General features: G+C 69.5%; 13 protein-coding genes. 4 read left to right on the forward strand and 9 right to left on the reverse strand.

All coding sequences use genetic code 11. The features are described 5' to 3' along the window. Positions 1 to 13 precede the first annotated feature (13 nt). The 4 genes from I7X18_RS25015 to ssd are packed head-to-tail and all read right to left on the reverse strand — an operon-like array spanning position 14 to position 3,595. Complete coding sequence (locus I7X18_RS25015; protein ID WP_193046671.1) at positions 14 to 592, reverse strand: type II secretion system F family protein; 579 nt, start codon at positions 590 to 592, stop codon at positions 14 to 16. Further along, positions 589 to 1,371, reverse strand: coding sequence for a type II secretion system F family protein (locus I7X18_RS25020; protein WP_193046672.1), 783 nt, complete (start codon positions 1,369 to 1,371; stop codon positions 589 to 591). Before I7X18_RS25020 ends, I7X18_RS25015 begins: the two co-directional genes overlap by 4 nt. After that, complete coding sequence (locus I7X18_RS25025; RefSeq protein ID WP_193046673.1) at positions 1,368 to 2,534, reverse strand: TadA family conjugal transfer-associated ATPase; 1,167 nt, start codon at positions 2,532 to 2,534, stop codon at positions 1,368 to 1,370. Before I7X18_RS25025 ends, I7X18_RS25020 begins: the two co-directional genes overlap by 4 nt. Beyond that, on the reverse strand, positions 2,531 to 3,595 hold the full coding sequence (ssd, locus tag I7X18_RS25030) for a septum site-determining protein Ssd (protein WP_269436118.1): 1,065 nt from the start codon (positions 3,593 to 3,595) through the stop codon (positions 2,531 to 2,533). The genes I7X18_RS25025 and ssd overlap by 4 nt, the downstream gene beginning before the upstream one ends. Positions 3,596 to 4,023: 428 nt before the next feature. Here ssd and I7X18_RS25035 point away from each other — a divergent pair, with 428 nt between their 5' ends. Next, positions 4,024 to 4,881, forward strand: a complete 858-nt coding sequence (locus I7X18_RS25035) for an HAD-IB family hydrolase (RefSeq protein WP_193046674.1) — start codon at positions 4,024 to 4,026, stop codon at positions 4,879 to 4,881. Between the two features lie 413 nt (positions 4,882 to 5,294). Here I7X18_RS25035 and I7X18_RS25040 read toward each other — a convergent pair whose 3' ends face one another. Continuing rightward, a complete protein-coding gene (locus I7X18_RS25040; RefSeq protein ID WP_193046675.1) occupies positions 5,295 to 6,035 on the reverse strand; it encodes a Fic family protein in 741 nt (246 codons plus the stop codon). A 126-nt stretch (positions 6,036 to 6,161) separates the two neighbouring features. Here I7X18_RS25040 and acs point away from each other — a divergent pair, with 126 nt between their 5' ends. Next, positions 6,162 to 8,111 carry an acetate--CoA ligase gene (gene acs, locus I7X18_RS25045; protein ID WP_193046676.1) on the forward strand — a complete coding sequence of 650 codons (1,950 nt, stop codon included), beginning with the start codon at positions 6,162 to 6,164 and terminating at the stop codon, positions 8,109 to 8,111. Between the two features lie 70 nt (positions 8,112 to 8,181). Here the strand turns inward: acs and I7X18_RS25050 are convergent, their stop codons facing one another. Continuing rightward, complete coding sequence (locus I7X18_RS25050) at positions 8,182 to 8,889, reverse strand: S1 family peptidase (protein WP_193046677.1); 708 nt, start codon at positions 8,887 to 8,889, stop codon at positions 8,182 to 8,184. A gap of 129 nt (positions 8,890 to 9,018) precedes the next feature. Here I7X18_RS25050 and I7X18_RS25055 point away from each other — a divergent pair, with 129 nt between their 5' ends. Both I7X18_RS25055 and I7X18_RS25060 read left to right on the forward strand, forming a co-directional pair. After that, positions 9,019 to 9,558 carry a phage holin family protein gene (locus I7X18_RS25055; RefSeq protein ID WP_193046678.1) on the forward strand — a complete coding sequence of 180 codons (540 nt, stop codon included), beginning with the start codon at positions 9,019 to 9,021 and terminating at the stop codon, positions 9,556 to 9,558. Continuing rightward, positions 9,558 to 10,520, forward strand: a complete 963-nt coding sequence (locus tag I7X18_RS25060; protein ID WP_193046679.1) for an alpha/beta fold hydrolase — start codon at positions 9,558 to 9,560, stop codon at positions 10,518 to 10,520. The genes I7X18_RS25055 and I7X18_RS25060 overlap by 1 nt, the downstream gene beginning before the upstream one ends. Here I7X18_RS25060 and marP read toward each other — a convergent pair. The 3 genes from marP to I7X18_RS25075 are packed head-to-tail and all read right to left on the reverse strand — an operon-like array spanning position 10,513 to position 13,123. After that, positions 10,513 to 11,700: an acid resistance serine protease MarP gene (gene marP / locus I7X18_RS25065; RefSeq protein WP_193046680.1), complete on the reverse strand. Its 1,188-nt coding sequence runs from the start codon at positions 11,698 to 11,700 to the stop codon at positions 10,513 to 10,515. The two genes, I7X18_RS25060 and marP, sit on opposite strands and share 8 nt — an antisense overlap. Continuing rightward, positions 11,697 to 12,479: an NUDIX hydrolase gene (locus I7X18_RS25070; protein WP_193046681.1), complete on the reverse strand. Its 783-nt coding sequence runs from the start codon at positions 12,477 to 12,479 to the stop codon at positions 11,697 to 11,699. Before I7X18_RS25070 ends, marP begins: the two co-directional genes overlap by 4 nt. Then, entirely contained in the window at positions 12,476 to 13,123 is a 648-nt protein-coding gene (locus I7X18_RS25075; protein WP_193046682.1) for a TlpA family protein disulfide reductase, read from the reverse strand. Before I7X18_RS25075 ends, I7X18_RS25070 begins: the two co-directional genes overlap by 4 nt. Positions 13,124 to 13,140: the final 17 nt, after the last annotated feature.

Here is a 13,140-nt window from a genome sequence, read left to right on the forward strand (position 1 = left end):
CGAACTCCCCTTCTCACCACAGACCCGACTGCAGAACGTCACCGGCCAGCCCCACCACGACGGGGACGATGCCCAGACACAGGAAGGCCGGCAGGTAACACACGCCGAGTGGCGCGGCGATCAGCACCGCCGCGCGTTCGGCCGCACCCCGTACGACATCTGCTGCGTCACTTCGCGATTCGGCCGCGAGTTCCGCGACTCCCTGTGCCAGTGCCGTTCCGGACTCCGCCGACCGCCGCGCCAGTCGCATCAGCGCACGGGCATGGTCGTCGAGCGGCGGTCCGGGGTCCGACCAGGCGGTGGCCGCATCCGCGCCGAGTGCCAGCATGTCGGCCGCCCTCGTGAGGATCCGGGCCAGGCCGGCCGGGGCCGACGCCGCCGCAGCGGAGGCAGCAGCCGACACCGCCATGCCCGACGACAGACAGGCCGCGAACACGTCGAACGTCGATGCCGCCGCGAGCGGATCGGCCTGTGCGCGCTCGAGCGGGCGGTCGATCCGCCGTCCGGCCACGCGCATTCTGGCCAGTCGCGCGCCGCCGTCGCGCCCGGTGAGCAGCAGGGCCAGCGCGAGCAGTGTTGCCGACACACTCACCTCGTCACCCCCGCGGTGATCCGGTCCGACCACAGCAGCCCGGCGCACGACAGCGTCACGCCGATCAGCAGCAGCCACCCTCCCGCCCCACCCGCGAGCAGGAACCGCACCGGATCCGCACCGATCAACTGGCCGAGACCGATTCCCAGTACCGGCAGTGCCGCCAGCACCGCCGCCGTGGCGCGAGCCCCAGCCATACCGGCGTTCACGAGTGACGAAAAGCGTTGCCGCTCATTGATATCGCGCTGGGCGGTCTGCATCAGTGTCGCAATGGACAGGCCGTGTGTGGCAGCCAGGTTCCAGCACACGGCGATCCGGTCCCACTGCGACGAGAGATCCGACCCCCTCGCGGTGTCGCGCAGACCTGCCGCGACGTCGGCGCCGAGCCGAGCGCGCGCTGCCACCGAGCGGAGGGCCGCGGCGATCTGGCCGTCGGTGTCGTCGGCTGCCGCCTCGAACGCCGCCACCGGATGCGCGCCCACACGCAGTTCACTCACCAACGTCTCCAGTGCGCACTGCAGCGACTCCGACTCCCGATCCCGTCGGCGCACCGCACGGCGGTCGCGGATCCGCATCGCCGCGGTCGCGCCGACCACCATCGCGGCGAGGACGACTCCCGCGGGGGCAACCGCCCACACCGCCACCGCCGACACCGCGGCGAGCGCGATGGCCACCCGGTGCCGGCCAGGCGGACGCCGCACCGGCCTGCGCAGCCGCCGACCGACGTCGACGGGGTTGAGCAACACCGCCAATGCGAGGGCGAGCGCGGCGATGCTCACATCGACCTCCGCATCGACACGAGGCGATTCAGCTCGGCGGCACCGGCGGCGAAGCCGCCGCCGGCCCGCCACGCCGGAACGACCCGGACCCGGCCGTCGTCGTGGGGCCGCAGCACCGCGATCTCGGTGAGCCGGCGCGAACCGGCGCCGTCGCGCGCCACGTGCAGCAGCACCTGCACCGCTGCCGCCAATTGGCTGTGCAGCACCGCGCGGCCGAGGCCGCCCACCGCACCGAGGGCCTCCATCCGCGCGGGGACCTCAGCGGGATTGTTGGCGTGCACGGTCCCCGCTCCCCCGTCGTGGCCGGTGTTGAGCGCGGCCAGCAGGTCGACGACCTCGGCGCCGCGGACCTCGCCGACAACGATGCGGTCCGGCCGCATCCGCAGCGCCTGGCGCACCAGATCGCGGACCGTCACCTCGCCGACCCCCTCGACATTGGCGCCGCGCGCGACGAGTTTCACCACGTGGGGATGCTGTGGCGCCAGTTCAGCGGCGTCCTCGACGCAGACGATCCGCTCATGAGCACCGACCGCGCCGAGGGCAGCGGCCAGCAGTGTCGTCTTTCCCGCTCCGGTGCCGCCGCTGACCAGAAAAGCCAGCCGGGCGTCGATGACGTCGCGCAGCAGCGGGGCCGCCTCGCCGGCGATGGTGCCCGCGGCCTCGAGTGCGGCGAGATCCTGGCTGGCCGGCCGTAGCACGCGCAGTGACAGACACGTACCGGCGGTGGCGACGGGTGGCAGCACGGCGTGCAGGCGCACCGTGAACTCGCCGGTGCCCAGCCCGTGCAGTTGCCCGTCGACCCAGGGCTGCGCCTCGTCGAGGCGGCGTCCTGCGGCAAGCGCCAACCGCTGCGCGAGCCGTCGCACCGCGCCCTCGTCGGAGAAGCGGACGGAGGTACGGCGCAATCCTCGTCCGTCGTCGATCCACACCGCATCGGGTGCGGTGACCAGTACGTCGGTGGTCCCCTCGGCGCACAACAGCGGGTCGAGGGGTCCGGCGCCGGTCAGCTCGGTCTGCAGCGCCCGCAGATTGGTGAGCACCTCGGTGTCGCCGAGGACTCCGCCGGACTCGGCGCGGATCGCGGCCGCGACGACCGCCGGGTGCAGAGGGGACGCTTCGGCGGCCAGCCGCTCACGGACCCGGTCGATGAGTGAGGACGTCATGCGACCTCCGCCACCGGATGGCGGTGCAGCACGCCCAGCACACGGTGCGCGGCAGCTGAGAGCGGGGAGCGTCGCGACATCCGGAGGCCACCTCGCTCGAGCGCCTCGGCCAACCCGGGCTGTGGTCGCATCGTGGCCAGCAGCGGGAGCCCGACGGATCCGGCCACCTCGCGGGCGCGCAAACCGCCCGGTGCGGGCCCGCGAACCACCAGTCCGACGTTCGGATTGATCGCCGACAGCCACGGCACCATCGCGCTCGCGGCCGCGCACGCCCGGACCTCGGCGGTCACGACCACGATGACCAGGTCGGCGGCGTCCAGAGCGATTTCCGCCGCCGACGTGGACCGGCGCGGCACATCGCAGACCACCATGGCGCCGCCGCGGCTGCCCGCGTCCAGCACCGCGGCCAGCGCCGTCGGGTCGACCTCCCCGCCGGCGCGGCCGTTGGCCAGCAGGGTGACCCCGGCGTGGCGGGGCAGGGCGTCGCGCAGCGCCGGGTAGCCGATGCGGCCGCCTCTCAACGTCAGGTCCGGCCAGCGCAGACCCGTCGCGGTCTCGGCGCCGAGCAGCAGGTCCAGCCCGCCACTCCAGGGATCAACGTCGACGAGTAGCGCGTCAGGGCCGGATAGGGCGAGCGCCGTGGCGAGTACGGATGCGCCCGCGCCGCCCCGTCCGGCGATCACGGCGGCGACCGCGCCGCGCCTGGCGTCCTCGCGCATCGATTCGGCGGCATCCGACAGTGAGACGACGAGGTCGGCCTCTTGGTCCGGCAGCGTCAACACCCGCTGAGCGCCCACCGCGATCGCCGCGTGCCAGTGCGTCTCCCGCAGCTGATCGCGCTCGATGAGGATGACGCGGTCCCGTCGCGGAAGCGCCTGCGCGGCGCAGCGGCGGGCGGATGGCTCGTCGAGTAGTACCGCCGCCGCTGCGCTCCAGACTTTGCGGCTCGACGGTTCCTCGGCGTAGACCACGTTGATCGCTGCCGCCGCCGCGACACGGTCGACGTCGTCGCGCAGTGCCGGATCGCTCAGCAAGACGAGCACGCCGGGGTTGGTGGCCATGGCCCAACTGTGCCGCGCGGGCCGCCGTCGCAGCGCTGGCCAGGGGCCGATCAGCTACCCGCTGTGGATGAACCAGCAACTGTGGACAAGTACCCGGTTACACACCTGGGTTCAGTTCGGCAACGTTTCGGCATCATCGGAGTGATCCGTATTGCGAAGAAAACACCCGGAAAAAGGGACGACCCCCGCCAGGGGGGGAGGAGGCGGAGGTCGTCGTGTATCAGCCCCGGGGGGTCGGGCTGATGCACACCCGGCATAACCCGGGTAACGCCCACTATACACACGGTACGGCTACGGAATGCAAGTCCCAGGCGCCTGAGAAATTAGTGATTCTTGAGAAAACCTGCGCGTACGGACACCTGTCGTGATCTGCCATTTTGTACACCTGACCCCCCAGATGTCACGACGATGCCGTTTATGCTGGCCTGGTGAGCGCATCGGAGCCGGCCGCCGCACCGTCGATCGATCCCGGACCAGGTTCGTCGCCGGGTCGCCCAGTGCGCACCGCTGCGTTTTTCGATCTTGACAAGACAGTCATCGCCAAGTCCAGCACGTTGGCTTTTAGCAAACCTTTCTTTGATCAGGGCCTACTGAATCGGCGAGCGGTCCTCAAGTCGACCTATGCGCAGTTCCTTTTCTTGATGTCCGGCGCTGATCACGACCAGATGAACCGCATGCGGTCCTACGTGACGAACATGTGCACCGGGTGGGACGTCGAGCAGATCAAGTCCATCGTGGGCGAGACGCTGCACGAGATCGTCGACCCGCTCGTCTTCGCCGAAGCCGCCGATCTGATCGCCGACCACAAGCTCTGCGGCCGCGACGTGGTCGTCGTATCGGCGTCCGGGGAGGAAATCGTCGCACCGATTGCCCGTGCGCTCGGCGCCACCCACGCGATGGCGACCCGGATGGTCGTCGAAGACGGCAAGTACACCGGCGAGATCGCCTTCTACTGCTACGGGGAGGGCAAGGTCGAGGCGATCCGCGCGTTGGCGGCGCGGGAGGGGTACGCGCTCGAGCATTGTTACGCCTACTCGGATTCGATCACCGACGTGCCGATGCTCGAGGCCGTCGGCCATCCGACCGCGGTGAACCCCGACCGGGCGCTGCGCAAGGAGGCCGCCGCCCGCGATTGGCCGGTGCGGACCTTCACCAGGCCGGTGTCGCTGCGGGACCGCATCCCCGCGCCGTCGGGTGCGGCCGTGGCGACCACCGCGGCGGTGGGCATGAGCGCGCTCGCCGCAGGCGCACTGACGTATTCGCTGCTCCGTCGCTTCGCGCTCTGACGACGACGGCCCGGTAGCTGGGCGGTCCGTCGTAACGATCCGGAATCGCGCACCCGCCGGCACTTGATGTGATGGCGGTCACGGAGTACAAAGGAAGCACGGAAGCCCGGTGAGGCCAAGGTGTCACCGGAAGAGAAGGAGACACCTCCCGAGCCGGGCGACCCAGCACGGAACCCGGCACCCACGCGGAGCACATGCCGCGGAATAGGCAAAAGTGTTGCGGGCCTGCGTAATTGCGAAGAGCGAACGATCACGGCGACTCTTTGGGTGGAGTAGTCCGTCGAAGCGCATCGCACTGACGCCGAGGCCAACCCACGCAACCCCCACAGCACGCTTGGTAACCGGAGTCCGTGCTAGCGGGCGGCGAGCCGAACTCGGATCGGAGCGTCGCCCGCTTTGCGTTGCTGGAGGTATCACCCCGACGTCGCCGAGGCGATCTGCAAGGCCTCGCGAGCGCCGGCATGCAGGGCCCGGCAGCTGAGGAGCAGCCACGCCGTCAGCCCGTCGGGGGTGCCGGAGGCGAACCCGCGGGCGGCGGCCTGATAGTCACCGGACTGGCGCATCCAGTAGACCTCCGGAACCCCGAGGCCGTGCGGGTCGAGGCCGCTGGTGATCGTCACCAATCGCGACACCCCCCGGGCCACCACCCCGTCGGCCGTGCCGAACGGCGCCAGGGTCAACAGCTCTCCGTGGGCGACGGCGGCGAGCACCGGTGCAGGCACGCGTGAACCGCCGGTGAGGATCTCGACCAGCAGCTCCAGCCGGGTGCCCACACCCACGTCTGCGCGGGGCCGGCCGAGGTGCTCGTCGTCGGTGAGGTCGGCCGCGGCCAGCGCGTGCAGTCGGGCCAGCGCCTGCAGCGGCGCCCGCTGCCACACGTCGACCAGTGCGGTCGCGCCGCCCTCGAGCGCTTGTGACACCCGCAGCGCGCCGGCCAACACCGGATCGGGGTCACCGGTGTCGGTCAGTTGCAGCGATCCGCCGTCGAGCACCGACGACGCCCGCGCCGCGCGTAGCGCCGCCTCGGCCGCCGTGGCGGGCCAGCCGCGGAGGTTCGTGCGGTGCCGGTGCGCTCGTCCGAGCGCCTCGCGGGCTTCGTCGCTGGCTTCGGCCACCCCGGGTAACTCGGCGAGTGGGGCCAACGGATCGGTCATGGCTGCACACGGTAGTCGACCGCTGGACCGGTGATTTCCGACGCTCGTCGCACCACACCGGCCGTCCGCAGGCGGTGTTGTGAGGTCTCGACGTGGACACCCCGCCGGGTGACTACCCTCACATGTATGTCTGAGGCGCACACCGAAGTCCAGTCCAGCTATCCGCCGCCCCCCGAGTTCGCCGAGCAGGCGAATGCGACCGAGGAGTTGTATCGCGAGGCCGAGCAGGATCGACTCGCGTTCTGGGGCAAGCAGGCCGAGCGGTTGTCGTGGGACACCCCGTTCACCGATGTGCTCGACTGGTCGGGCGCCCCGTTTGCGAAGTGGTTCGTCGGCGGCAAGATCAACGTCGCCTACAACTGCGTCGACCGGCACGTCGAGGCCGGCAACGGCGACCGCGTGGCCATCCACTGGGAGGGTGAGCCCGTCGGCGACTCCCGCTCGCTGACCTACGCCGAGCTCAAAGACGAAGTGTGTAAGGCGGCCAACGCGCTGACCGATCTCGGACTGGTGGCCGGCGACCGGGTGGCCATCTACATGCCGATGGTGCCCGAGGCGATCGTGGCGATGCTGGCCTGCGCCCGGCTCGGCGTCATGCACTCGGTGGTGTTCGCGGGCTTCTCGGCGGCGGCGCTCAAGGCCCGCATCGAGGATGCGGAGGCCAAACTCGTCATCACCACCGACGGCCAGTACCGCCGCGGCAAGGCCGCCTCGCTGAAGGAAGCCGTCGACGAGGCTGTAGACGGGCAATCCTCTGTTCAGCACGTTCTGGTGGTGCGCCGCACCGGAATCGACATCGATTGGACCGACGGACGCGACCTGTGGTGGCACGAGACGGTCGACGGCGCGTCGGCCGAGCACACCCCCGAGGCCTTCGACGCCGAACACCCGCTGTTCCTGCTCTACACCTCGGGAACGACGGGTAAGCCCAAGGGCATCATGCACACCACCGGCGGCTACCTCGTCCAGTCGTCCTACACCCACTTCAACGTCTTCGACGTCAAACCGGACACCGATGTGTACTGGTGCACCGCTGATATCGGCTGGGTGACCGGCCACACCTACATCGTCTACGGGCCCCTGTCGAACGGCGTCACGCAGGTGGTCTACGAGGGCACACCGACGTCGCCGAGCGAACACCGGCACTTCGAGGTCATCGAAAAGTACGGTGTCACCACCTATTACACCGCGCCGACATTGATCCGCACGTTCATGAAGCTCGGGCGCGAGATTCCCGATGCCCACGATCTGTCGAGCCTGCGGCTGCTCGGCTCGGTGGGCGAACCGATCAACCCCGAGGCGTGGCGGTGGTATCGGGATGCGTTCGGCGACAAGAAGACTCCGATCGTCGACACCTGGTGGCAGACCGAGACCGGCGCGATCATGATCTCCCCGCTGCCCGGTGTGACGGCGGCGAAACCGGGTTCGGCGATGACGCCGCTGCCCGGCATCTCGGCCAAGATCGTCGACGACGACGGCAACCAGCTCGCACCCGGAAGCGGCCACGGTGAGCAGGCGAACGGCTATCTGGTGCTCGACCAGCCGTGGCCGGCCATGCTGCGCGGAATCTGGGGCGATCCGCAGCGCTTCAAGGAGACCTACTGGTCCCGATTCGCCCGGCAGGGTTGGTATTTCGCCGGCGACGGTGCGCGCTACGACGCCGAGGGAAACATCTGGGTGCTGGGCCGGATCGACGACGTGATGAACGTATCGGGGCACCGCATCTCGACCGCGGAGGTCGAATCCGCACTCGTCGGCCACAACGGTGTCGCCGAAGCCGCGGTCGTCGGCGCCAGCGACGAGCAGACCGGACAGGGCATCTGCGCGTTCGTCATCCTCGAATCCCACGCCAAGGACAACGACAAGATGGTCGAGGAGCTGCGGGCCCAGGTGGCCAAGGAGATCTCGCCGATCGCGCGTCCGCGGGAGATCCACGTCGTCCCCGAACTGCCCAAGACCCGCAGCGGCAAGATCATGCGCCGGCTGCTGCGCGACGTCGCCGAAGGCCGTGAACTCGGCGACACCTCGACGCTGGTCGACCCCAGCGTGTTCGAGGCGATCCGCGCCAGCAAGTAGGCGCCGAAACAGCATTCCCGGTCATCAAGTCACACACTTGACGACCGGGAATGCTGTTTCGCGCGGAAAGTCAGCGAGCGCCGACCGGGACGAAACCCGAACCCGGTCGGTTCTTGGCGGCGATGTCGGCCAACTGCGTGTTGAACGACATGGTCACCGCCGGTGTGTGCAGCGGGATGTACTTCACCACGCACGTCGGCAGACCCTCGGTGTAGGCGCCGTGGATCATGCCGACCAGCCGGTTGTCGACCGTGACCGGTGCACCGGAGTCACCTGGCTGACCGCACACCTGGTTGACGATGGTGCCCGGATCCTCACCCGGTCCCCACGTCACCCCGCACGAGTAGCCGGTGGTGCGTCCCAGTTTGCAGGCGACCTGCCCGAACGCCGGGTCGGGACCGAGGCCGTTGATCTGGAAGCCGTTGACATTATTGGTCGGGGTGACCTTCTGCGGATCGAACTGGATCACCGCGTAATCGAGCGCCTCGTTACCCGCGACCATGGTGCCGAGGATGCCCGCGTCCTGTGCGCCTTCGGCCGACACCGTCGCGCCGGGTCCGCCGCAGTGCGCGGACGTGAAGCCGATCAGGTTGCCGCGGTTGTCGTTACCGATGGTGGTCAGGGTGCAGAAGGATTCACCGTTGACGACGATGCCGGAGCCACCACCGAGGACAACGGGCCCGACCGCTCCGGCGGCGGGCGCCGTGGCGAGCACGTGGGCGACGCAGAAGGCCAGGGCCGCCACGATCGAGGCCAGTCGGCGGTGTCCGGTACGCAATGTCGCTCCCCCATCGATGTGCCCGACCCACCTGACGATCGGGTCAGTCTATCGTCGGCCGGAATCGTTTAGCTGATCGCCACATGGCAACATGAAGCCCGACTGACATCACAGTGGGAGGAAGTGTCCGTGAGCAGAGGCGAACGCAAGAACGGCGTGCCCACCACCGTCACGTCGATTCCGCTGGTGGATCCGCATGCGCCCAACCCCGATCCCTCGATCGGAGATCTGGTCAAGGACGCCACCTCGCAGGTGTCGACGCTGGTGCGGGCCGAGGTCGAGTTGGCCAAGGCCGAGATCACCCGTGACGTCAAGAAGGGTCTGACCGGCAGCGTCTTCTTCATCGCCGCGCTGGTCGTGCTGTTCTATTCGACCTTCTTCTTCTTTTTCTTCGCCGCCGAGTTGCTCGACACCTGGCTGTGGCGGTGGGCGTCGTTCCTGATCGTCTTCGGTGTCATGGTGGTCGTCACCGCACTGCTGGCGCTGCTCGGTTATCTGAAGGTGCGCCGTATCCGCGGTCCGCGGCAGACCATCGAGTCGGTGAAGGAGACGCGGGAGGCGCTCACCCCCGGTCACGACAAGGTCCAGAAGTCGGTCGCCGTCGGAGACGGCCAGAAGGCACGAGCCGTCTCCGACGGTCAGAAGACCGGCGACCCGTCCGGCTGGTAATGCCGCCACCCGATCCGTCGGTCGTCCGGATCGACGGTCCCTGGCGTCATCTCGAGGTCCACGCCAACGGCATCCGCTTCCACGTCGTCGAGGCTGATTCGCCGGATGCGGCCGCCGTCCCGTTGACCGAACGGCCGCTGGTCATCCTGCTGCACGGGTTCGCGTCCTTCTGGTGGTCGTGGCGCCATCAGCTGCGGGGACTGACCGGCGCCCGTGTGGTGGCCGTGGATCTGCGCGGATACGGCGGCAGCGACAAACCTCCGCGCGGTTACGACGGCTGGACGCTGGCCGGTGACACCGCCGGCCTGGTGCGGGCGCTGGGCCACGAGACCGCGACACTGGTCGGCCACGCCGACGGTGGCCTGGTGTGCTGGGCGACGTCGGTGCTGCATCCCCGCGTCGTCCGTGCCATCGCAGCGGTCAGCTCCCCGCATCCGTACGCGCTGCGCGCGTCGGCGACGAGGCGGCGTGACCAGGGCCGCGCACTGCTGCCGTCGCTGCTGAAGTATCAGTCGCCCATATGGCCCGAACGGGCGCTGACCCGTCACGACGGCGCGGAGGTCGAACACCTCATGCGGGCCCGCTCCAGCGTGGAATGGCAGCGCACCGAGGACTTCTCGGAGACGATCGGACACCTGCGCAAGGCCATCCAGATCCCGTCGGCGGCGCACTGCGCGCTGGAGTACCAGCGCTGGGCGGTACGCAGCCAACTGCGCGGGGAGGGGCGGCGGTTCATGCGCTCGATGAAGCGGCCGCTGGTGGTGCCGATGCTGCACCTGCGCGGCGATTCGGATCCGTACGTTCTCGCCGACCCGGTGTACCGCACCCAGAACTTCACCCCGCACGGGCGATACGTATCGCTAAGGGGTGCAGGTCATTACGGTCATGAGGAAGCCCCCGACGAGGTCAACGAACAGCTCGGCCGGTTCCTCGGCCAGGTGTACGGACGTCAGATCAGCTGACGCAGACTCCGGTGGGCACCCGGGTGGTGTTGCCCACCTTGGCCAGTTGATGGCCCACCTCGTCGGAGGTCAGCACGAACCCGGTGTCGGCGTCGTCGACGGCGGCCCCGAACACCACGCCCAGCACCTTGCCGCCGCGGTTGATCATCGGGCCACCTGAATTGCCTTGCCGCACAGTGCCTCTGATCGTGTACACCTCGCGGGTGACCGTGGTTTTGCGGTAGATGTCGGGACCGTTGAGCTCGATGGTCTCGCGGATCCGCGCCGGGGTCGCGGTGAAGTCACCGCCACCGGGATAGCCCATCACGATGGCGTCGGTTCCCGACGGTGCCAGCTCGTCGACGAACGGCAACGGGCCCGCGGGCAGGTTCGGGACGTCGAGGATGGAGATGTCGGCGTTCGGATCGTAGGACACCACGAAGGCCTCGTAGGTCTGGCCCTCGACCTCCACGGTCACGCTCTCCGAACCGGCGACGACGTGCGCGTTGGACATCACCCGGTTCGGCGACACGACGAATCCGGTGCCCTCGAGCACCTTCTGGCAGCCGGGCGCGACCCCGCGGATCTTCACCACGCTGCCGCGGGTGGCACCGACCACGGCGTCGGTGGCGAGCGCCGCGTCCGGTGCGTCGACGGTGGCGATCGGTGTGCGGCCGAACGGTTCGAGGACTTCGGGCAGGCCCGAGGTGTCGAGCAGGCCGGACAGCCGGGTCGGCACGGACTTGAGCCAAGGCGGTGCCACGTCGTCCACTTCGCTCAACACCCGCGAACCCTTGACGGCGGCCGCCAGGTTCGGCTGGTCGGACGACGTCAGCGGAGTCGCCAGCAACCACGATGCGAGCAGTACCGCCACGATCTGCAGGCCCACCCCGATGACCGAGTCGAACAGGCGCAGCGTGCGGTTGCGGATCGCCCCGCGCACCGCCCGGCCGAGGACCACGCCGGCGATCTCGCCGATCACCACCAGCGCGAGGATCAGGAACAGAGCCGCGAACAGTTTGGTCCGTGGGCCGCTGATGTGGGTGACCACATGCGGTGCGAGCAATACCCCGGCGACCGCGCCGAGCACCACGCCGATGAAGGACATGAGTGAGCCCAGCGCTCCCGAGCGCCAGCCCGAGATGGCGGCGACGAAGGCGACGGCGAGGACGAGGAGGTCAAGCCACTGAGACGGTGTCATTGTTGGGACTCACCGTAACCGGCATCGTGGCCGACGAGCGCCATTGCCTCGTCGAGTCCGCGGACGTCGTCGATGTTCCACGACACGGCCCAGCCGGCGACGTCGAGGATGGCGGAGATGACCTGACCGGTGAAACCCCACACCAGCATCTCGTTGAGCAGGAAGGCCGGACCTGCCCACCTGCGGGAATTGGCGTCGCGGTAGACCATCAACCGGTTGTCGGGGTTGATGAACGCGCGCACCGGCACCCGCGCCACGATCGCGGTCTCGGATTCGTCGACGACGGCCACCGGCCCCGGGTCGGGCGAATACGCCAACACCGGCACGACATGGAAACCCGACGGCGGGATGAACATGCGCTGCAGCGTCGCCAGCGGCCGGATGCGGGTGGCGTCGAGACCGGTCTCCTCGGTCGCCTCCCGCAACGCGGTGTGCACCGGGCCCTCGTCGTCGGGGTCGGTGGCGCCGCCGGGGAAGGCGGCCTGACCGGCGTGATGGCGCAGTGTCGACGCTCGCACTGTCACCAACAGGTCGGCGTCGTCGGGCAGTGCCTCCCCGGGGGCGTCCTCGGGTCCGGAGAACAACACCAGCACCGCAGCGTCCCGCTTGGTGCCCGTCACCGTTGCGCTCGCGTTCGCGACGGTCAGCGCGGACAGTACGTCCGGTGGCACCCGGCGACGGTAGGCACGAGGCACCCCGTCGGTGTTGTCGACCAGCGGTTTGAGCCAGGCGGGTGCGGCGTCGGGCGTCAAACGGTGCCCGTCGCGCGTGGCGCTCACCCCGGCTCTCCCCTCGTCTGTTCCACCGCAGCCTCGATCTCGTCGGCGGTGGCGAAGGACCGCGGCAGAATCCCGGCAACGGTACCGTCCGGACGCAGCACGACCGTCGCAGGCATCACGTTCGGCGCCTTGACCGCCGCCGCGATCAGCCGGCGTCCGTCCTGCAGTGTCGGCAGCCGCACCCCGAGCTCGGCCAACCGCAGCAGCGCCGCCGTTTCGTTCTCGTCCTGATGGACGGTAAGCACCGTCACCGCGTCACCGACCCGGCGCTGGTACTCCTGCATGGCGGGCAGTTCGTCCGCGCAGGGCCCGCACCAGTAGGCCCACAGGTTGAGCACCACCGTCCGGCCGGCGAGCGCCCGCGCGACGTCGGTCATCTGCCCGTCGCCGGCGCATTCGAGCTCGATGCCGCGCAGCGACTCGGGACCGGCACCGGTGCCGGGCGCCGGGCACGGCGGCAGGTCCGCCTCGGCGCGCGGACCGGCCAGCGCCTCGGGGGTGTCGGCATCGCGGTGGTCGCGGGTCGGTGCGGGGCCGTCGCGACGCGTGGGTGCGGGATCCTCGGCCAACTGCAGCGAGAGAGCGACCACCAGGGCGAGCGCAACGGCGAGCACGGCGACAGTCCAACGGGCCGAGGTGCTCATAGGAGGAGAAGGACGGC

Source organism: Mycolicibacterium baixiangningiae, assembly GCF_016313185.1.
Lineage (GTDB): Bacteria > Actinomycetota > Actinomycetes > Mycobacteriales > Mycobacteriaceae > Mycobacterium > Mycobacterium baixiangningiae.